The organism is Pseudomonas solani (assembly GCF_026072635.1).
GTDB classification, from domain to species: Bacteria; Pseudomonadota; Gammaproteobacteria; order Pseudomonadales; family Pseudomonadaceae; genus Metapseudomonas; species Metapseudomonas solani.
Map to the genome: position 1 here is coordinate 794,421 of NZ_AP023081.1, position 19,981 is coordinate 814,401.

Here is a 19,981-nt window from a genome sequence, read left to right on the forward strand (position 1 = left end):
CGGCGGGCCCGGGAAATCGCCGCGAACTTCTCCGCAACCCCAGGGACAAAGCCTGTGTGCAATGGCCGGCAGGCACGGCTATCGTTCGTACAGAATCTATACAGTCGCCGGACGCCGGAGTAGCATGCGCGCCGACCAGCGCTCGCTGGCGCTATCTCCCCGTTCCACGCTTCGGAACCTGAAATCCCTATGCCATCGCGTAAATTTGGACTCAACCTGGTGGTCTTCGTGGCGGTCGCCGCGTTGTTCACCGGAATCTGGGCGCTCTACAACCGTCCCGTCAGTGCCCCGGACTGGCCCGAGCAGATCTCCGGCTACTCCTACTCGCCGTTCCGTGTGGACCAGAACCCCCAGCAGGACCGCTACCCCACCGACGAGCAGATCCGTGAAGACCTCGAGCTGCTGAGCAAGCAGACCGACAACATCCGCACCTACTCGGTGGACGGCACCCTCGCCGACATCCCCCGAATCGCCGAGGAATTCGGCCTGCGCGTGACCCTCGGCATCTGGATCAGCCCGGACGAAGCGCGCAACGAGCGCGAGATCACCAAGGCCATCGAGATCGCCAACAACTCGCGCAGCGTCGTGCGCGTAGTGGTCGGCAACGAAGCGTTGTTCCGCCGCGAGATCAGCCGCAAGGACCTCTCCGTCTACCTCGACCGCGTCCGCGCGGCCGTGAAGGTGCCGGTGACCACCTCCGAGCAGTGGCACATCTGGCTGAAGTACCCGGAGCTGGCCAACCACGTCGACCTGGTCGCCGCCCACGTCCTGCCCTACTGGGAATTCATCCCCATGGAGGACTCCACCCAGTTCGTACTGGAGCGCGCCAAGGACCTGAAGAAGGCCTTCCCGAAAAAGCCGCTGCTGCTCTCCGAAGTGGGCTGGCCGAGCAACGGCCGCATGCGCGGCGGTGCCGACGCCTCCCAGGCCGACCAGGCCATCTACCTGCGTACCCTGGTCAACGCCCTCAACGCCCAGGGCTACAACTACTTCGTGATCGAAGCCTTCGACCAGCCGTGGAAGGCCAGCGACGAAGGCTCGGTGGGTGCCTATTGGGGTGTCTACAACCTGGAGCGCCAGCCCAAGTTCAACTTCGAAGGCCCGGTGATCGCCATCCCGCAATGGCGCATGCTCGCCGTCGCCTCGGTGGTCATGGCCCTGCTGGCCCTGGCCCTGATGCTCATCGACGGTAGTGCCCTGCGTCAGCGCGGCCGCACCTTCCTCACCTTCGTCGCCTTCGCCGGTGGCTCGGTGCTGGTGTGGATCGCCTACGACTACAGCCAGCAATACAGCACCTGGTTCAGCCTCACCGTCGGCGTGCTCCTGGGCGTCGGTGCCCTGGGCGTGTTCATCGTCCTGCTCACCGAGGCCCACGAACTGGCCGAAGCGGTCTGGGTACGCTCCCGTCGCCGGCCGTTCCTGCCGGTGATCGGCGACTCGCCCTACCGGCCCAAGGTGTCGATCCACGTGCCCTGCTACAACGAGCCGCCGGAGATGGTCAAACAGACCCTCGACGCCCTCGCCGCGCTGGATTATCCAGACTACGAAGTCATCATCATCGACAACAACACCAAGGACCCGGCCGTCTGGGAACCGGTGCAGGCGTACTGCGAGCAGCTCGGTCCGCGCTTCCGCTTCTTCCACGTCGCCCCGCTCGCCGGCTTCAAGGGCGGTGCGCTGAACTACATCCTGCCGCACACCGCGCCTGACGCCGAAGTCGTGGCGGTGATCGACTCCGACTACTGCGTGAACCCCAACTGGCTCAAGCACATGGTCCCGCACTTCGCCGATCCCTCGATCGCCGTGGTGCAGTCGCCGCAGGACTACCGCGACGGCAAGGAAAACACCTTCAAGAAGCTCTGCTACGCCGAATACAAGGGCTTCTTCCACATCGGCATGGTGACCCGCAACGACCGCAACGCGATCATCCAGCACGGCACCATGACCATGATCCGCCGCACCGTGATGGACGAGCTGCAATGGGCCGACTGGACCATCTGCGAAGACGCCGAGCTCGGCCTGCGCGTGTTCGAAAAAGGCTATGCCGCCGCCTACGCCCATGACAGCTTCGGCCAGGGCCTGATGCCGGACACCTTCATCGACTACAAGAAGCAGCGTTTCCGCTGGGCCTATGGCGCCATCCAGATCATGAAGGGGCACGCCCGCAGCCTGTTCCTGGGCAAGGATTCCGAGCTCAAGCGTGGCCAGCGCTACCACTTCATCGCCGGCTGGCTGCCGTGGATCGCCGACGGCCTGAACATCTTCTTCACCATCGGTGCGCTGCTCTGGTCGGCCGCGATGATCATCGTGCCGCAACGGGTCGACCCGCCGCTGCTGATCTTCGCCATCCCGCCGCTGGCGCTGTTCTTCTTCAAGGTGGCGAAGATCGTGTTCCTCTACCAGCGCGCCGTCGGCGTCAACCTGAAGGACGCGTTCTGCGCTGCGGTAGCGGGCCTGGCCCTGTCGCACACCATCGCCAAGGCGGTGCTGTACGGCTTCTTCACCACCAGCATCCCGTTCTTCCGCACGCCGAAGATGCGCAGCAACCACGGCCTGATGATGGCCCTGGCGGAAGCCCGCGAAGAAGTCTTCGTGATGCTGCTGCTGTGGGGCGCCGCCATCGGCATCGGCATCGTCCAGGGCCTGCCCAGCGCCGACGTGAAGTTCTGGGTGGCCATGCTGCTGGTGCAGTCGCTGCCCTACCTCGCCGCGCTGATCATGGCGCTGCTCTCCTCGGCACCCAAGCCGCTGGAACAGCCCCATCCGGAAGCCACGGCCTGACCCGTAGCGAGTGACCTAAACGGCGGCCAATGGCCGCCGTTTATGTTTTAAGATGTCGTCCTTTTCACGCCTTGCCGCCTTACCGGAGCCCTGCATGACCGCCCTCTCCCCCACCCTCGAGCTCGCCTGCGACCTCATCCGCCGCCCCTCGGTCACGCCGGTCGACGAAGGCTGCCAGGAGCTGATGATGCGCCGCCTGGAAGCGGTCGGCTTCCGCATCGAACGCATGCGCATCGAGGACGTGGAGAACTTCTGGGCCATCCGTGGCGGTGAAGGCCCCGTGCTGTGCTTCGCCGGGCATACCGACGTGGTGCCCACCGGCCCGCTGCAGGCCTGGCAGCACCAGCCCTTCGACGCCAAGATCGACGAGCAGGGCATGCTCTGCGGCCGTGGCGCCGCCGACATGAAAGGCAGCCTGGCGTCGATGATCATCGCCGTCGAGCGCTTCGTCGCCGAACACCCGCAGCACCGGGGCGCCATCGCCTTCCTCATCACCAGCGACGAAGAAGGCCCCGCCCACCATGGCACCAAGGCCGTGGTCGAGCGCCTGGCCGCCCGTGGCGAACGCCTGGACTGGTGCATCGTCGGCGAGCCCTCCAGCACCACCCTGGTGGGTGACGTGGTGAAGAACGGCCGCCGTGGCTCCCTTGGCGCCACCCTCACCGTGCGCGGCATCCAGGGCCACGTGGCCTACCCGCACCTGGCGAAGAACCCGATCCACCTCGCCGCCCCGGCCCTGGCGGAACTCGCCGCCGAGCATTGGGACGACGGCAACGCCTTCTTCCCGCCCACCAGCTTCCAGGTCTCCAACCTCAACTCCGGCACCGGCGCCACCAACGTGATCCCGGGTGAGCTGGTGGCGGTGTTCAACTTCCGCTTCTCCACCGAATCCACGGTCGAAGGCCTGCAGCAGCGGATCAATGCCATCCTCGACAAGCACGGCCTCGACTACCACGTGGAATGGGCCCTGTCCGGCCTGCCGTTCCTCACCGAGCCGGGCGAGCTGCTCGACGCCGTGGCCGCCAGCATCAAGGCCGTCACCGGTCGCGAGACCACCCCGTCCACCAGCGGTGGCACCTCCGATGGCCGCTTCATCGCCACCATGGGCACCCAGGTGGTCGAGCTCGGCCCGGTCAACGCCACCATCCACCAGGTCAACGAGCGCGTGCTGGCCAGCGACCTCGACCTGCTGACCGAGATCTACCAGCAGACCCTCGTGCGGCTGCTGGCCTGATCATGCTCACCTGCCCCATCTGCCAGGCGCCGCTGTCCCCCGTGGACAACGGCGTCGCCTGCCCGGCCAACCACCGGTTCGACCGCGCCCGCCAGGGCTACCTGAACCTGCTGCCGGTGCAGCACAAGAACAGCCGTGACCCCGGTGACAACGCCGCCATGGTCGAGGCCCGTCGGCGCTTCCTCGAAGGCGGTCACTACGCGCCGCTGGCCGCACGCCTGGCGCAGCTGGCCGCCGAACGCCAGCCCGCGCGCTGGCTGGATATCGGCTGCGGCGAAGGCTACTACACCGCGCAGATCGCCGATGCGCTGCCCGACGCCGACGGCTACGGCCTGGACATCTCTCGCGAAGCGGTGAAGCGTGCCTGCCGCCGTACGCCGGGCCTGACCTGGCTGGTGGCGAGCATGGCCCGGGTGCCCCTGGCGGACGCCAGCTGCCAGCTCCTGGCCAGCGTCTTCAGCCCGCTGGACTGGCAGGAGGCCCGCCGCCTACTCGCCCCCGGCGGTGGCCTGCTGCGCATGGGCCCGACCCGCGGCCACCTGATGCAGCTACGCGAGCGCCTGTATGACGAGGTGCGCGACTACGACGACGAGAAGCACCTGACACTGATCCCCGAGGGCATGCGACTGGAACACAGCGAAACCCTCGAATTCGACCTGCAGCTGGCCAGCAGCGAAGCCCGTGCCGACCTTCTGGCCATGACGCCCCACGGCTGGCGCGCCAGCGCCGAACGCCGCGCCGCCGTGATCAAAGACGCCTTCGAAGTGACGGTCTCCATACGCTACGATTGGATCGTCAGAAACTAGGACCCCCGCCATGCGCCAACCCGATATCGAGATCTACCTGAAGGACGCCGACCAGGACGCCGTTTCCGCCTGGCTGGCGCAGGCCCTGGGCGACTGCTCGCCCTGGCAGCAGAAGGGTCAGACCTTCAAATGCAACGCCGGCGGCATCCCCGTGACCTGGCTGCCGCGCGCGGTGGGCAAGTGGCACAGCCTGCTGCTGGAGAGCGATGCGACGCCCTGGGAGGACGACCTCTCCTGCGCACTGGCCGCGTTCGCCGCGCTGGGCGTGGAAATCCGTTGCGCACCGGGTGGCTGGCAGGAAGAAGAAGGCGAGGACGATGCGGACCGCTGGATCAGGGTCAACGCCCAAGGCAGCAGCGAGATCGTCTGGCGCACCGACTGAGTGCAGCCGCGAGTGGTGTTGCAGAAAACAAAAGGCCCGTCATCGACGGGCCTTTTGCTTGGAGTCGTCAGACTCTGGAGACGTCTTCCGCCTGCAGGCCTTTCTGTCCCTGGATCACCGCGAATTCCACTTTCTGGCCTTCGACCAGGGAACGATGCCCATCGCCGCGGATAGCACGGTAGTGAACGAAGACATCCGGACCGCTTTCGCGCTGAATGAATCCATAGCCTTTAGCGTCATTGAACCACTTGACGGTTCCGACCTCACGATCAGCCATTACTACTCTCTCCAAACTCGCAATTTTATTGTGTTGCCCCTTATTCAAGAGGCTTAGACGGTTGGGCAAGGACGTTCTTCTTTTTATAGCCGACCGCAGTCCAGAGAGGCGTGGGCGGGTATTCCGAATAGCGTTCTTTTAACCACCGCGACCGGAGTATACGACAGGAAATGCTACAGAAAAGCACTTTTTTAGAATGCCGTGAAACCGCCGGCCGGCAGGGCTTTCACGCCCTTTTATGGGTCTTTCGGGGCACAAAATGGGGCACTCCCGGAGCGTTTGAAAAGCAACTTGGAAATGCCTTTCGCACACCCCGGTAGTTGCCCTTCTTACTTGGCCGAGAGCACGTCTTCGAGCCTCTTCGCCAGCGCCTGGTATTGGAACGCCTCGATGCGATAAGCCCAATCGAGACGACCCGCAACTTGCTCGCCGTCGAACTTGTCCTTGCGCTTCAACTGCATCCAGTACTGCTCGCCCTGCCCCAGGATGACCCCATCGAGCTGGCCACCCGCAAAGCCCTGCAGGCTGAACTCGAGCAACGGCTTGTCCTTGAACTGCACCTGGTCCAGCGGTGCGGCGTCGGCGAACTCCAGGTCGGCGAACAGCGTCGCCATGCCATTGGCCGCCGCCTCGTAGGCCAGCGTACGGTTGGCCGGCAGTTGGCGGACCTTGAGGTTCGCTTCGCCTTCGGCATCGCGGTAGACCGCCAGCCCATTGCCCTGGCGGAACTTCACCTCGACCTGGCGCACGCTGGCGAAGGGGATGCTGGCGATACGTCGATCCAGCCAGCCGAGCTCGGTCTCCGGCAGGGCGATACGCGTGTCGATCAGCCAGCTCTGGTTCTCGCTGGCCAGGCGCACCAGTTGTCCCTTGCCGCCTTGGCCCGGCTTGCCCACCAGCAGCACCTGCTCGGGCAGGCCTTCGCCCTGCAGCTTCACGCGGATGCCCTGGCCTTCGCCCTTGTCCGCCAGGCCGAGTTGGCCGTGCAGCTCGGGCTTGGCGGTGCGCGCCTCGATTTCCCGCGCATCCCCCAGGGCCCGCAGCAGGTCGGCCACCGGCTTGGCCGCCGCCGGGTAGCCGGCCTTGTCGGGCAGCACCCAGGTGCCGCTCTGCCGTGCCAGGCGCAGCAGTGGCTGCCCCGGGCGCTCCACCTCGATGCGGTCCACCTCGGCGAGCCGGCCCTGCAGCGCCGGTAGCAAGGGCGACGGCCCCTTCACCGCGAGAGGTTCGGGGGCCCGGTGCAGGCCGACATAGGCCAGCACCAGGGCGATGGCCACCAGGGCCAGGAACAACAGTGCCTTGCGTCCCATCGGTTCTCTCCTCAGGCCCGGCGACGACGCCAGAACCACAGCAGCAGCACGCCCAGGGTCAGCACCAGCGGAACCAGGACGATGTTGATGAGCTTGAGGGTACGGCCGAGTTTCTCGATATCGGCGTTGAGCTGGTAGTTGACCTCACGCAGCTCCTTGCGGATGCGCACCTTCTCCTGCATGAACTGCTGCAGGGTGGCCTGCTGTTCGGGGGTCAGTTCCAGGGCCTTGGTAGGGTCCTGGTTCTTCTGCAGGCTGGCCAGCTTCTCCTCGGTGTCGGCGAGGCGCTGCTGCAGCACCTGCTCCTGCTCGCGGAAGCGCGTCTCCGCCTCACGCTGCAGCGACTCGACCACGGTGAAGGGCCGGGTGAAGCGCCCCCGGGAGCGCACGCTGATCAGCGCTTCGGAACCGGTCAGGTTATCCAGGGCGTTGATGGCGAAGCCGGAGTTGTCGGCCCAGGGCTGCGGCACGCGCTGGCCGAAGAAGTCCTGCACCTGCACCCACATGCGATCGCTGAGCATGTCGGTGTCGGCGACCACGATGACGTTGATGTTGTCCGCCGCCTTGAGGCCGTCCTTGTGGCCCTCGATGCCATCGGGGAAGGCGCTCTGCACCGGCCCGCCGATGCGCGCGGCGATGGCGTAGCGGTCGCCGCTGGGCTTCAGCTCGCGCATCAGCACATCGGGGTTGCGCAGGGTGGCGAAGATCCCGGCATCGAAGGGCATGGCGTATTCCGAGCTCTGGATCAGCGGCGCGAAATGGGTCTTCGCACCCTCCAGCGGGCGCAGGATGCCCGCGGTGGCGACGGTGACCGTCTCCAGGCTGGAGGTGGCGATGTCGCTGGCGTCCAGGGCCTTCTTCGGCAGGCTCAGCCAACCGACGTGGCGCGCCGGGCGCTGGCCCTCGCCCATGCTCACCGACATGGCGTAGGCGCCATCGCCCACCACCTTGCCGGGCACCATCTCCAGGCCCCAGGCCTTGAACAGCGCCGGCAGGTCGGAGGCCTTGTCCTCGCCGCCCATCTCGCCGGGCATCTGCACGCCGTGGTCGGCTTCGCTGTAGGGGTCGACGAACACCAGCAGCTTGCCGCCGCGCAGGACGAACTGGTCGATGGCGTACTGGGTCTGCTGCGACAGGTTCTTCGGGTGCACCAGCAGCAGGACCGAAACCTTGTCGGGAATCTGGTCGACGCTGGGCTTGATGCTCTCGATCTGGAACAGCTGGCGGATTTCCTCCATCACCATCCAGGGCTGGCCGGGCTGGCGGGTCTGCATGTCGAAGCCGCCATTGATGGGCAACCCGGACATCACCCCGACCACCGGCCGCTGGGGCTTGGCCAGGCTCTGTACCAGGCGGCTGATCTCGTATTCGAGGAACTCCTCCTGGTCGAGGGGGAAGAACGGGATGATCTGCCGGTCATCGACGCTGTTGGTCCCGGCCAGGCCGAAGTAGACCGAATCGCCGCCCTGCTGCAGCGGCACCGCCTGCAGGCCGAACTCGGCGGCCTTGTCCTCGTCCTCGGAGAAGGGCTCGGGGTCGACGATGTGCAGCTTGATCTTGCCGTCCGCCGCCTGGGCATAGGCCTTGAGCATCTCCTCCACGCGCTTGGCGTAGTTGCGCAGCACCACCAGGTCCTTGGCGGATTTGTCGGAGTAGAAGAAGTACAGGTTGATGGGCTCGTCCAACTCCCCGAGGATCTGCCGGGTGCCGTCGGAAATGGTGTAGAGCTTCTGCTCGGTGAGGTCGATGCGGGCGTTGGTCAGCGCCAGCCCGGAGACCATGTTGAACGCCAGGAAGGCCAGGGCGATAAGCAGCAGGCCGGCGCTGGAATACATCAGTTTCTTCATGTCAGTCGGCCTTCTTCAGATCGACCACCACGGCGGTGGCGGCCAGCCAGGCGGCGATCAGGGTGACGAAATAGAGCAGGTCGCGCAGGTCGATCACGCCCTTGCTGATGGCCTCGAAGCGGGTCAGGAAACTCAGCGAGGCGACCGCGTCCAGCAGCCATTGCGGGGCCCAGGTGCTGAAGGCGTCGAGCACCAGCGGGAAGCCGCTGACCATGAACAGGAAGCACATGACCACGGCGAGGATGAAGGCGATCACCTGGTTCTTGGCCAGCGCCGACATGCACGAGCCGATGGCCAGGTACGAGCCCGCCAGCAGCCAGCTGCCGATGTAGCCGGTGATGATGGCGCCGTTGTCCGGCTCGCCCAGGTAGTTGACCGTGACGATCATCGGGAAGGTCAGCAGCAGCGCCAGGCCGGCGAAGGCCCAGGCGGCGAGGAACTTGCCGGTGACCGCCTCGAAGCGGGTGATCGGCAACGTCATCAGTAGCTCGATGGAGCCTGACTTGCGCTCCTCCGCCCACAGGCGCATGGCGATGGCCGGCACCAGGAACAGGTAGAGCCAGGGGTGGAAGTTGAAGAAGGGCGCGAGGCTGGCCTGGCCGCTCTCGAAGAAACCGCCCAGGTAGAAGGTGAAGACCCCGGACAGCACCAGGAAGATCACGATGAACACATAGGCCAGCGGCGTGGCGAAGTAGCTCGCCAGCTCGCGCTTGAATATGACCGGCAACTGCTTCATGCCGCCTCTCCCCGGGTCAGGCTGCGGAACACTTCATCCAGGCGACCCCGCTCGACATCCAGCTCCTTGACCTTCCAGCCGCGCTGGTGGATGAGCTGGTTGACCTGCGGGAAGATCACCTCGCCAGGCTTGGCCAGCACCGTCAGGCCGCTGCCGTGGGGGTTCTCCTCCACGCCGGCAACGCCCGGCAATACCGCCAGGGCCAGTGGGTCCAGGGGCTCGTCGGCCACCAGGGTCACCGCCTGGTGATAGCGCGAACGGCTCTCCAGCTCGTAGGGGGTGCCATCGGCCACCAGCTTGCCGGCGGCGATCACCACCGCGCGGGTGCACACCGCCGCCACCTCTTCGAGGATGTGGGTGGAAATGATCACGATCTTGTCCTGGGCCAGGCTCTGGATCAGCTGGCGCACCTGGTGCTTCTGGTTAGGGTCGAGGCCGTCGGTGGGCTCGTCGAGGATCAGCACGCGAGGGTCGTGGAGAATCGCCTGGGCCAGGCCGACACGGCGCTTGAAGCCCTTGGACAGGGTATCGATGGATTGCCCCAGCACCTTGTCCAGCTCCACCTGGCCGGCGGCGCGGGTCACCCGCTGCTTCTTCTCGGCGCCACGGAAGCCGCGTACCTCGGCGATGAATTCGAGGAAGCCGCGCACCGTCATGTCGCCATAGCAGGGCGCACCTTCGGGGAGGTAGCCGATCTGCTGCTGGGCCTGGAGGGTGCGGGTCTGGATGTCGAAACCGAGCACGCTCGCAGTGCCGGAGGTCGGCGCGAGAAACCCGGTGAGCATCTTCATGGTGGTGGACTTGCCGGCACCGTTCGGGCCGAGGAAGCCGAGCACCTCCCCCTGCTGGACGCCGAAGGACAGGTCATCCACCACTGTGTGCTGCGCGAAACGCTTGGTCAGTTTTTTTAGTTCGATCATGGCCTCTACCCCAAAAGGGAAAAGCCCCGGCCATGCTGGCCGCTGGGGCCTTGCAAAACGCCGGCGGACTATAAGGAGTCTCCCGGCGGCATAGCAAGACAGCAGAAGATTCCGGAAGTTTCCTGGCGGCCCCATGGTTTTCAGACCGTTAGGTGCTTTTTGCGGCTGGATGGCGAATACGGCAAACTAGCCACCCCGAGCACTCGCTCGTTCGACTACAGACTCCGTATGACCCGCTCGCCCTTCCGCCGCCTGGCCTTCGGTACCCTGCGCCGCCTCCTTTATCTCTGGGTGCGCTCGGAAACCATCAACCAGTCCGCCTTCACCCTCAAGCTCGACCGCAGCAAGCCGGTGCTCTATGTGCTCCAGCAACCTTCGGCCAGCGACCTGGCGGTGGTGGACCGGGAGTGCACCAAGGCCGGCCTGCCCCGCCCGGTGCTGCCGGTGGCGGTGGGCGACACCCTCGAGCCCGCCGCCTTCTTCTACCTGACCCCCGAACCCGGCTGGTTCGGCGGCCAGGACAAGCGCGGCACCTCGCCGACCCTGGTGCGGGTGCTCGACGCCATCCAGCAGCACGCCGTGGATGACGCGCAGATCATTCCGGTCACGGTGTTCTGGGGCCAGTCCCCGGACCGCGAGACCAGCCCCTGGAAGCTGCTGTTCGCCGACAGCTGGGCTGTCACCGGGCGCCTGCGCAAGCTGGTCAGCATCCTCATCCTCGGGCGCAAGACCCGCGTGCAGTTCTCCGCCCCCATCCACCTGCGCGAGCTGATCGCCCAGGGCAAGGGCCCGGAGCGCACCCAGCGCATGGTGCAGCGCATCCTGCGGGTGCACTTCCGCAACCAGAAGACCGCCGTCATCGGCCCCGACCTCTCCCACCGCCGCAACCTGGTCAAGGGCCTGGTGCACGCGCCCCAGGTGCGCCAGGTGATAGCCGAGGAAGCCGAGCGCGAGAAGATCAGCCCGGCCAAGGCCGAGGCCCAGGCGCTCAAGTACGGCAACGAGATCGCCTCCGACTTCGCCTACACCGCCATCCGCTTCCTCGAAGTGGTGCTGAGCTGGTTCTGGAACAAGCTCTATGAAGGCATCAAGGTCAACCACATCGAAGGGGTGCAGGAGATCGCCCAGGGCCACGAAGTCATCTACGTGCCCTGCCACCGCAGCCACATCGACTACCTGCTGCTCTCCTACCTGCTGTTCCGCAACGGCCTGACCCCGCCGCACATCGCTGCCGGCATCAACCTCAACATGCCGGTGATCGGCGGCCTGCTGCGTCGCGGCGGCGCCTTCTTCATGCGCCGTACCTTCAAGGGCAACCCGCTCTACACCGCGGTGTTCAACGAATACCTGCACACCCTGTTCAGCCGTGGCTTCCCGGTGGAGTACTTCGTCGAGGGCGGACGTTCGCGCACCGGCCGCATGCTCCACCCGAAAACCGGCATGCTCGCCATCACCCTGCGCAGCTTCCTGCGCTCCTCGCGCCTGCCCATCGTCTTCGTGCCGGTCTACATCGGCTACGAGCGCGTGCTGGAAGGCCGCACCTACCTGGGCGAGCTGCGTGGCGCGAGCAAGAAGAAAGAATCCATCTTCGACATCTTCAAAGTCATCGGCGCCCTCAAGCTGCGCTTCGGCAGCGTCGCGGTGAACTTCGGCGAGCCGATCAAGCTCGCCGAATTCCTCGACCAGGAACAGCCGACCTGGCGCGACCAGGAACTGGGCCCGCAGTACCGCCCGGAATGGCTCAGCGACACCACCAACAAGCTGGCCACCCGCGTCGCCCGCCACCTCAACGACGCGGCGGCGATCAACCCGGTCAACCTGGTGGCCCTGGCGCTGCTGTCCACCAGCCGCCTGGCCCTGGACGAACGCGCCCTGACCCGCGTGCTCGACCTCTACCTGGCCCTGCTGCGCGCCGTGCCCTACTCGCCCCACGCCACCCTGCCGGAAGGCGATGGCCAGGCGCTGATCCAGTACGTGCAGAGCATGAACCTGCTGGCCGAGCAGAAGGACGCCCTGGGCAAGATCCTCTACCTGGACGAGCAGAACGCCGTCCTGATGACCTACTACCGCAACAACGTGCTGCACATCTTCGCCCTGCCGGCGCTGCTCGCCAGCTTCTTCCAGAGCAGCGGGCGCATGAGCCGCGAGCAGATCCTGCGCTACACCCGCGCGCTCTACCCCTACCTGCAGGCCGAACTGTTCATCCGCTGGAACCTGGACGAGCTGGATGCCGTGGTCGACCAGTGGCTGGAGGCCTTCGTCGAACAGGGGCTGCTGAAGTTCGAGAACGAAACCTATGTGCGCCCGGCGCCGAGCTCGCGCCAGTTCGTGCTGCTGACGCTGCTCTCGCGCTCCATCGCCCAGACCCTGCAACGCTTCTACATGGCCATCGCCCTGCTGCTCAACGCCGGGCAGAACCAGCTGGCCGCCGAGGAACTGGAAGACCTGTGCACCGTGATGGCCCAGCGCCTGTCGATCCTCCACGGCCTCAACGCCCCGGAGTTCTTCGACAAGAGCCTGTTCCGCCACTTCATCCAGACCCTCCTCGACCAGCGCGTGCTGCGCCAGGACGAAGCCGGCAAGCTCAGCTACCACCCAGCCCTGGGTGACCTCGCCGAAGGCGCGGCCAAGCGCGTGCTGCCGGCCGAGATCCGCCTGTCGATCCGCCAGGTCGCCCTGGAACGCCAGGGCGAAGCCGAGACCGAAGCGCCGGTCGACGCGCCCTGACCCCCCGCCCGGGGCCGGCCCTCCTCCTCCGAACATTTAGGGAACTCGCCTACAAGCCGCTGGGGATCGTGCCGAGCGGCCTGCTCGTGCCCGCTCAGTACCATGGCCGGCCTGCGCCCAGCAGGACTCCTTCAACGAGGACGATGCCGACCATGCTGCTCAGATCAATCCCCATCCAGAACGCCGAGGGCCAGACGCTCAATGCCGCCATCCTCTGCTGTTTCGGGATCGCCGCCCTGGAGCGCGACTTCCTTCTCTATACCCTCGACGAGCCCCAACCCGGCCGACGCTGCAAGGCCTACATCGCCGAGCTCACCCTCAATCCCGAGGGCTACAGCCTGAACGCCATCGAGGACCACCACTGGAGCCAGGTGAAACGGGTGCTCAAGGAGCTGACCCGGGAGCGCTGCTCATGAGCCCCGCCAGCATGCGCTGGAATTCCACCTGCTGAACCTCAAGGCGCTGCCGCTGATCCAGCCCATGAAACCGAGCCGCGTGGAAGAGCACCGCACGGTGCTGCTCGACCGCGACGCGCTGGAGCGGCTCATGGCCGTCGCCAGCAAAGCCCACCGCGAGCAGGAGCACGGCACCTGGAATATCGCCGCGGCGCCAGGCAAGGCAGCGCCACCCGCGACATCCGGTCGCGCGGCGCATCTGCAGCGCCTGGAAAGGGACCTCGCCGAGCGCATGGAGCGACTCCAGCAGCAGGCCCGCGAACTGGCCAGGCGCGAAGCGGAACTGGAGCGCCGGGAATCCAGCCTGGCCGAGCGCGAGGCGGCGCAGCGCCAGCGCGGCCGGAGCATGGCGCTGCGACTGGAACAGCTGGTCAGCGCCCAGCGGCGCCTGCAGGAACTCAGCCGCGTGTTGCAGGAGCGTGCGCCGGTCTCGAAGGCCGACGCCGACGGTCGATGATCCGATCCGGGCGCACGGGTGCTGTACCCCCGCGCCCTCGCTTCTATAGTGTGTCTATCGCCGCCAACGGACCACGAGACTCCCATGAAATCGCCCAGCCTGCTGCTCGCCAGCGCCCTGCTCGTCGCCTGCACCACCGTCCAGCCCCGACCCAGGCCCATCTCAATGGCGAGGTCTTCTACCTGCAACGCAGCGCCTTGCCGCCGGATGCCACGCTGCGCGTCTCGCTGCAGGACGTCTCGCTGGCCGATGCCCCCGCCCGCGAGCTCGCCTACCAGCAGGGCCGGGTCGAAGGCCAGGTGCCCCTGCCCTTCCAGCTCAGCTACGACCCGGCCAACCTGCAGCCCGGCCATGACTATGCGGTGAGCGCGCGCATCGAGCGCGACGGCAAGCTGCTGTTCATCAGCACCGAGCGCCACTCGGTTAAACTCGACGGCAGCGACCCGCAGCCCCTGCGCATCAAGGTCGATGCCGTTCCCTGACAACCCGCCTTTCCGCCATAAGGATGCCGCCATGTTCCGACTCACCACCCTGGTCGCCGGCCTCGCCCTCTCCGCCAGCGCCTTCGCCCTCTCCCTCAGCGACCTCAGCCAGCAGGACGCCAGCGGCGGCCTCAAGGACGCGCTCACCCAGGGCGCCAAGGTCGCCGTGCAGCAACTCGGCAAGCCGGGCGGCTTCAGCGAAAACCCCGAAGTGCGCATCGAGCTGCCGGGCAAACTCGGCAAGGCCGCCAAGACCATGAAGATGATGGGCATGGGTGCCCAGGTCGACCAGCTGGAAGCCAGCATGAACAAGGCCGCCGAAGCCGCCGTGCCGGAAGCCCAGGCGCTGCTGGTGGACGCGGTGAAGAAGATGACCGTGCAGGACGCCAAGGGCATCCTCTCCGGCCCCGAGGATTCCGCCACCCAGTACCTGAACAAGACCAGCCGCGAACAGCTGCGCGCCAAGTTCCTGCCCATCGTCAAGAAAGCCACCGACCAGGTCGGCCTGGCCAAGCAGTACAACAGCTTCGCCGGCCAGGCCGCGAGCTTCGGTGTGGTCGACGCCAAGAGCGCCAACATCGAAAGCTACGTGACCGAAGAAGCCCTCGACGGCCTGTTCAAGATGATCGCCGACCAGGAAGCCAGCATCCGCAAGAACCCAGCCGCCGCGGCCACCGGCCTGGCGAAAAAGGTCTTCGGCGTACTCTGAGCCTCAGCCCGAAACGAAAAAGCCCGGCCAAGCGCCGGGCTTTTTCATGTCCAATTTCTCGTAGGCATCCGAGACTGTGTAGTGGCGTGATTCGCGAATGAATTCCCACAAGGGCGGCGGCGCTGTGCACCGCTTGGCGACTGAAGTCGCCCCTACAGAGGCCCCACCGCTTGAGCGCGACCGCTGTATAGGGTGGAGGTCGCTCTTTACCTCCACCAGGCGGAGTCGAAGGCGGCACAGGTTCATGCCTGGACTGCGCCCCGCGCTCGCGATCAACCCCGCCCCACCACCTCGACGCGAGAATCCCCCAGCGCCTCGTCCAGCCCCTGGTGGAACCAGCGCAACGCCTGCTCGTAGCGCCCGTGCCAGAGGCGGTCGCTGGCGCCGGCGCGGATGCCGTCCTGCACCCGTGCGGCCATGGCGAAGTCCTCCTCCAGGGCGGAATAAAGGATCTCGTTGTTCTTCTCGAAGTAGCGCCGGGCCTTGTCCGTCGCCGGTTCCTCCAGCAGCAGGTTGTAGCCCAGCACGCGGGTGGCCAGCGGGCCGTCGGGGAAGACGCTGGAGAAGTCGATGTGGTCCGGCTCCACCAGCACCAGGGTGTTGGGCCAGATGAAGTACAGCAGGTTGCCGTGGCGCCGCAGGTCCCACTCGGATTCCGGCTGCGCCAGCACCTCGCGCAGGTTGCGCTTCACGTAGTAGTTGCGGATGTGCCGGCCGAAGCGCTCGAACAGCCCCAGGTTGGGCCAGAACAGGGGGTCGATGGTGGCCTGGTGCGCCTTGGCCACGTGGTAGTTCTCCAGGAAGGTGTCGATGGTCAGCTTCCAGTTCACCGGCCGGAGGATGTCGCGCGGGTCGAAAAGCACCTGCCCCTCCAGGGCGAAGCTGTTGAAATCAGCCATCAGCTCGGGGCCGAAGAACGCCGGCATGTCCAGTGCGGGGCCGGGCGAGTGGCGCGCCCAGATTGCGCCGAAACACTCGGCCACCGGCACCTCGGTGAGGTTCAGGCAACCGCGGTCGACGCCCTCGAAACCGTAGCCGTGGGGAATGCCGCGCAGCTGCCCATCGGGGTTGTAGGCCCAGGCGTGGTAGGGGCAGACGAACACCCGGTTGGCACCTTCCGCCTCCGCCACCAACTGGGTGCCACGGTGCTTGCAGACGTTGAGGAAGCCGCGCAACCGCCCCGCCTCGTCACGCACCAGCAGCAATGGCGCCAGCAGGTCCCGGGTGATGAAGCGCCCCGCCGTCACCTCGCTGGAGCGCGCCACCAGCAGCGGCTCGCGGCGCAATACCTCGTCCCGCTCACGCCGGTAACGCGCCTCGTCGAGGTAGCTGTCCACCGCCAGCGATGAAGGCGCCTCCAGACAGTCGGATTGTCCTCGCTCGGCCAGCGCCAGCGTCTTCTTCAGCAGTTCCACCTGTGTCGCGTGCTGCATGCCTGCCTCTTCTTGTTGTTGGGGTCATGTCGGCTGGAGTGGCGCCAGGGCACCCCGGATGAAATGCCAGAGCTGCCGCGACAGCTGATCGGCCGGCGGGCGCGGCGAACGGCCGAGGGCTTCGAGCAGGGCCTGGTGCATGCCACCGAGGATCATCGCCGAGACCAGCTCCGGGTCGAGGCTGGCGTTCAACTGCCCGGCAACCTGGCCCCGGCGGATGTTGTCAGCACCCTGGCGTACGTTCTCGGTGATGCGCCGGGCTTCCAGCGCCGCCACCTCCGGCTCCCGCGCCAGGCTCACCAACAGCAGCGGTGCCAGGGGCTCGGCATAGACGAACTGCACCGCGCGGCGCACCCGCTGCTCCTCGCGGCTGCACCAGTCCTCGGCACCGGGCAGCGGGTCGGCGACCATCACCTCGGCCTGGTAGCGGTCGTGGAAGTCCTCGGCCACCGCGGCCAGCAGCCCGGCGCGGGAGGCGAAGTAGCGGTAGATCAGCCCCACCGAGACGCCGGCCCGCTCCGCCACCCGCCCCACTTCCAGGCCGCCGCCGAGCTCCAGCAATTCGTCGCGGGCGGCATCCAGCAGGCTGGCACGGGTTCTCTGGGCCTTGGGGGAAAGATCGGTCATGGGGCTCTCGATAAAGCGCTGGACAGGAAAAGTGAATTCAGTTTACTTATTTCTCCCCACACGCCAAGCCCCGATCCAATAAAAAACCACGGAGCGCTTCCATGACCGATTCCACCGTCCACTACGCGGTCGACGGCCGCATCGCCACCCTCACCCTCAACCGCCCCGAGCGGCTCAACGCCATCGACGACCGTCTCCCCGCCGACCTCGAAGCCGCCGTGCTGCGCGCCAATGCCGACGACGCGGTGCACGTCATCGTCCTCACCGGTGCCGGCCGTGGTTTCTGCAGCGGCTACGACCTCAAGTTCTTCGCCGAGAACCCGCGCGGCATCTACGGCAGCCAGGAAATGCCCTGGGACCCGATGGTCGACTACGCGCTGATGAAGAAGAACACCGAGCACTTCATGAGCCTGTTCCGCAGCTACAAGCCGGTGATCGCCAAGGTGCACGGCCCGGCGGTGGCCGGCGGCAGCGACATCGCCCTGTGCTGCGACCTGATCCTGATGGCCGACGAAGCGGTGATCGGCTATCCGCCGGCGCGGGTCTGGGGCTGCCCGACCACCGCCATGTGGGTCTACCGCCTAGGCCCGGAGAAGGCCAAGCGCATGCTCCTCACCGGCGACCTCATCGACGGCCGCGAGGCCCAGCGCCTGGGCCTGGTCTACCAGAGCGTGCCCCTGGCCGAGCTGGACGCAGCGGTGGAAGCGCTCACCGCGCGCATGCAGGGCATCCCCAGGAACCAGCTGATGATGCAGAAGCTGATGATCAACCAGGCCTTCCACAACATGGGCCTGGAAACCACGCAAATGTTCGCCACACTGTTCGACGGCATCACCCGCCATAGCCCGGAAGGCGTGCGCTTCAAGGCACGTTGCGAGGAAGTCGGGTTCGCCCAGGCGGTGAAGGAGCGCGATTCGGGCCAGCCCATTCCCTGAGCCCCGCCGTCCCACGAGTACAGGAGGTGTTCGATGACGACGCAACAACCGCCGGCCGAGCTTCCCAGCATCCCCGCCCTGCTCGCCTGGCGCGCCCGGCAGACGCCCGACTGGCCCGCCGCCCAGGTGCGGGCAAACGACGCCTGGCGCAGCCTCGACTGGGGCGAAGTGGCACGCCGCAGCGAGGCCCTGGCCAGGGCCCTGGTCGCCGCCGGCGTCGAGCCCGGTGACCGCGTGGCGATCTGGTGCCGCACCCGCCTCGAATGGAGCCTGCTGGACTTCGCCGTGCTCATGGCCGGCGCCGTCAGCGTTGGCCTCTACCCGAGCCTCACCCTGGCGCAGGCGGCCCAGCAACTGCAGCGTGCGGATTGCCGCCTGCTGTTCGTCGAGCGCCTGGAACAGGCCCGCGGCGTCTCGCTGCCGGGCTTGCGCGTGGTGGCCATCGACAGCGGGGAGGACGGCGCCGCGACGGGCCTGGACGCCTTCATCGCCGAGGGCGACGGGGTGAGCGCCGAGCAGGTCCGCCAACGCTGGCAAGCCCTCGACCGCCAGGCCCTGGCCAACCTGGTGTTCACCTCCGGCACCACCGGCGAGCCCAAGGCCGCCATGCTCAGCCACGGCAACCTGCTGGCTGCCATCAGTGCCTACCAACTGCCGCCCCCGCGCTACACCGGGCTCGCCTTCCTGCCCATGGCCCATGTCGGCGAACGGGTGATCGGCCACTACCAGCGCCTCTGGTGTGGCGCCCAGGCCGCCTACGTGCCGGATATCAATGATGTGCCCCGGACCATCGCCGAGGTGCAGCCGGACTTCTTCGGCAGCGTGCCCAGGCTCTTCGAAAAGCTCCACGCCGCCGTCATGGCCCAGCGTCAGACCCTGGCGCCCGGCAAGCGCCGCGTCCTCGACTGGGCCCTGCGCACCGGTATTCGCCAGCGCGGCGGGCTGCGCCTGCAACTGGCCCGGCGCCTGGTGCTCAACGGCCTGCGCCAGCGCCTGTTCGGCTCGCGCATCCGCGCCCTGGTCAGCGGTGGCGCGCCGCTGGACGCCGAGCTGGTGAACTTCTTCGCCGCCCTCGGCCTGCCCCTGTACGAAGGCTGGGGCATGTCCGAGTCCACCGCCTTTCTCACCAGCAACGAAGGCGGCCCGAGCAAGGCCGGCTCGGTGGGCCGGCCCTTGCCCGGCGTGGAAGTGCGCATCGCCGACGACGGCGAGGTGCTGGTGCGCGGCCCCCATGTGTTCCAGGGCTACTTCCAGCAACCGGAGAAGACCGCCGAAACCTTCACCCTCGATGGCTGGCTGCGCAGCGGCGACCTGGGGCGGATCGACGCCACCGGCTACCTCTGGCTGACCGGTCGCAAGAAGGAACTGATCATCACTGCAGGCGGCAAGAACATCGCCCCGACGCCCATCGAGACGCGCCTCAAGCAACACCCGCTGGTGGAACAGGCGCTGGTGCACGGGGACAGGCGCAAGCACCTCAGCGCCCTGCTCGCCCTGGAGCCGCAAAGCCTGGCCATCTGGGCGAAACGCCAGGGCCTGGCGGGCGATGCCGACGCCTGGCTGCAGGCACCGGCGCTGCTGGCGGAGCTGCAGGGGCACATCGACAGCATCAACGCAGAGCTGTCCCAGGTGGAGCGGATCAAGGCCTGGGCCCTGCTGCCGCGCCTGCTCAGCCAGGAGCAGGACGAACTGACGCCAACGCAGAAGCTCAAGCGCCTGGTGGTGGAGCGCAACTTCGCGTTGCTGCTGGATGGGATGTACGAATGAGTCGATGGGTTTCGCTGCGCTCTACGCCATCCTACGGACAGTCCGTAGGTCGGGTGCAACCCGACGGCCCGTTGCCCGGAGCATCGCGGGTTTCAC

17 protein-coding genes and 1 pseudogene are annotated in these 19,981 nt (G+C 66.8%); 11 read left to right on the plus strand and 7 right to left on the minus strand.

All coding sequences use genetic code 11. The features are described from left to right. The first annotated feature begins 189 nt into the window (after nucleotides 1–189). From PSm6_RS03785 to PSm6_RS03800, 4 genes are all read left to right on the plus strand, one after another. On the plus strand, nucleotides 190–2,781 hold the full coding sequence (locus tag PSm6_RS03785; protein ID WP_021219455.1) for a glycosyltransferase: 2,592 nt from the start codon (nucleotides 190–192) through the stop codon (nucleotides 2,779–2,781). 94 nt (nucleotides 2,782–2,875) lie between these two features. Continuing rightward, nucleotides 2,876–4,015: a succinyl-diaminopimelate desuccinylase gene (gene dapE / locus PSm6_RS03790; RefSeq protein ID WP_265169576.1), complete on the plus strand. Its 1,140-nt coding sequence runs from the start codon at nucleotides 2,876–2,878 to the stop codon at nucleotides 4,013–4,015. 2 nt (nucleotides 4,016–4,017) lie between these two features. Further along, nucleotides 4,018–4,821, plus strand: a complete 804-nt coding sequence (locus PSm6_RS03795; protein ID WP_265169577.1) for a putative RNA methyltransferase — start codon at nucleotides 4,018–4,020, stop codon at nucleotides 4,819–4,821. 10 nt (nucleotides 4,822–4,831) lie between these two features. Next, nucleotides 4,832–5,203, plus strand: a complete 372-nt coding sequence (locus PSm6_RS03800; protein WP_021219458.1) for a hypothetical protein — start codon at nucleotides 4,832–4,834, stop codon at nucleotides 5,201–5,203. Nucleotides 5,204–5,270: 67 nt separating this feature from the next. On the opposite strand, the gene PSm6_RS03805 is transcribed toward PSm6_RS03800, so the two are convergent. The 5 genes from PSm6_RS03805 to PSm6_RS03825 form a co-directional block, all read right to left on the minus strand. Next, the gene (locus tag PSm6_RS03805) at nucleotides 5,271–5,480 is read right to left on the minus strand and encodes a cold-shock protein (RefSeq protein WP_021219459.1); all 210 of its coding nucleotides are present in this window, start codon (nucleotides 5,478–5,480) and stop codon (nucleotides 5,271–5,273) included. A 329-nt stretch (nucleotides 5,481–5,809) separates the two neighbouring features. Then, a complete protein-coding gene (locus PSm6_RS03810; protein WP_265169578.1) occupies nucleotides 5,810–6,790 on the minus strand; it encodes a DUF4340 domain-containing protein in 981 nt (326 codons plus the stop codon). A gap of 11 nt (nucleotides 6,791–6,801) precedes the next feature. Continuing rightward, nucleotides 6,802–8,637, minus strand: a complete 1,836-nt coding sequence (locus PSm6_RS03815) for a GldG family protein (protein ID WP_265169580.1) — start codon at nucleotides 8,635–8,637, stop codon at nucleotides 6,802–6,804. 1 nt (nucleotide 8,638) lies between these two features. Further along, nucleotides 8,639–9,373: an ABC transporter permease subunit gene (locus tag PSm6_RS03820; RefSeq protein WP_265169582.1), complete on the minus strand. Its 735-nt coding sequence runs from the start codon at nucleotides 9,371–9,373 to the stop codon at nucleotides 8,639–8,641. Next, a complete protein-coding gene (locus PSm6_RS03825) occupies nucleotides 9,370–10,293 on the minus strand; it encodes an ABC transporter ATP-binding protein (protein ID WP_021219463.1) in 924 nt (307 codons plus the stop codon). The genes PSm6_RS03820 and PSm6_RS03825 overlap by 4 nt, the downstream gene beginning before the upstream one ends. 228 nt (nucleotides 10,294–10,521) lie before the next feature. Between PSm6_RS03825 and plsB the strand changes: the two genes are divergently transcribed. The 5 genes and pseudogenes from plsB (at nucleotide 10,522) to PSm6_RS03850 (ending at nucleotide 15,123) form a co-directional block, all read left to right on the plus strand. Continuing rightward, on the plus strand, nucleotides 10,522–13,020 hold the full coding sequence (gene plsB, locus PSm6_RS03830) for a glycerol-3-phosphate 1-O-acyltransferase PlsB (protein WP_021219464.1): 2,499 nt from the start codon (nucleotides 10,522–10,524) through the stop codon (nucleotides 13,018–13,020). A gap of 152 nt (nucleotides 13,021–13,172) precedes the next feature. Then, nucleotides 13,173–13,436 (plus strand): hypothetical protein, encoded by a 264-nt coding sequence (locus PSm6_RS03835; protein ID WP_148304293.1) that lies wholly within the window; start codon nucleotides 13,173–13,175, stop codon nucleotides 13,434–13,436. 64 nt (nucleotides 13,437–13,500) lie between these two features. Beyond that, complete coding sequence (locus PSm6_RS03840; protein WP_265169584.1) at nucleotides 13,501–13,932, plus strand: hypothetical protein; 432 nt, start codon at nucleotides 13,501–13,503, stop codon at nucleotides 13,930–13,932. A gap of 84 nt (nucleotides 13,933–14,016) precedes the next feature. Continuing rightward, nucleotides 14,017–14,414 (plus strand): annotated as a pseudogene (locus tag PSm6_RS03845) (YbaY family lipoprotein). A 31-nt stretch (nucleotides 14,415–14,445) separates the two neighbouring features. After that, entirely contained in the window at nucleotides 14,446–15,123 is a 678-nt protein-coding gene (locus PSm6_RS03850; protein ID WP_043244051.1) for a DUF4197 domain-containing protein, read from the plus strand. A gap of 272 nt (nucleotides 15,124–15,395) precedes the next feature. Here PSm6_RS03850 and PSm6_RS03855 read toward each other — a convergent pair whose 3' ends face one another. After that, the gene (locus PSm6_RS03855) at nucleotides 15,396–16,556 is read right to left on the minus strand and encodes an aromatic ring-hydroxylating oxygenase subunit alpha (protein WP_265169585.1); all 1,161 of its coding nucleotides are present in this window, start codon (nucleotides 16,554–16,556) and stop codon (nucleotides 15,396–15,398) included. 24 nt (nucleotides 16,557–16,580) lie between these two features. Next, nucleotides 16,581–17,183, minus strand: a complete 603-nt coding sequence (locus PSm6_RS03860) for a TetR/AcrR family transcriptional regulator (protein WP_021219470.1) — start codon at nucleotides 17,181–17,183, stop codon at nucleotides 16,581–16,583. Between the two features lie 101 nt (nucleotides 17,184–17,284). On the opposite strand from PSm6_RS03860, the gene PSm6_RS03865 reads away from it, so the two are divergent. Both PSm6_RS03865 and PSm6_RS03870 read left to right on the plus strand, forming a co-directional pair. Beyond that, a complete protein-coding gene (locus PSm6_RS03865) occupies nucleotides 17,285–18,118 on the plus strand; it encodes a crotonase/enoyl-CoA hydratase family protein (RefSeq protein WP_021219471.1) in 834 nt (277 codons plus the stop codon). Nucleotides 18,119–18,151: 33 nt separating this feature from the next. Further along, a complete protein-coding gene (locus PSm6_RS03870) occupies nucleotides 18,152–19,885 on the plus strand; it encodes an AMP-dependent synthetase/ligase (RefSeq protein ID WP_043244049.1) in 1,734 nt (577 codons plus the stop codon). Nucleotides 19,886–19,981: the final 96 nt, after the last annotated feature.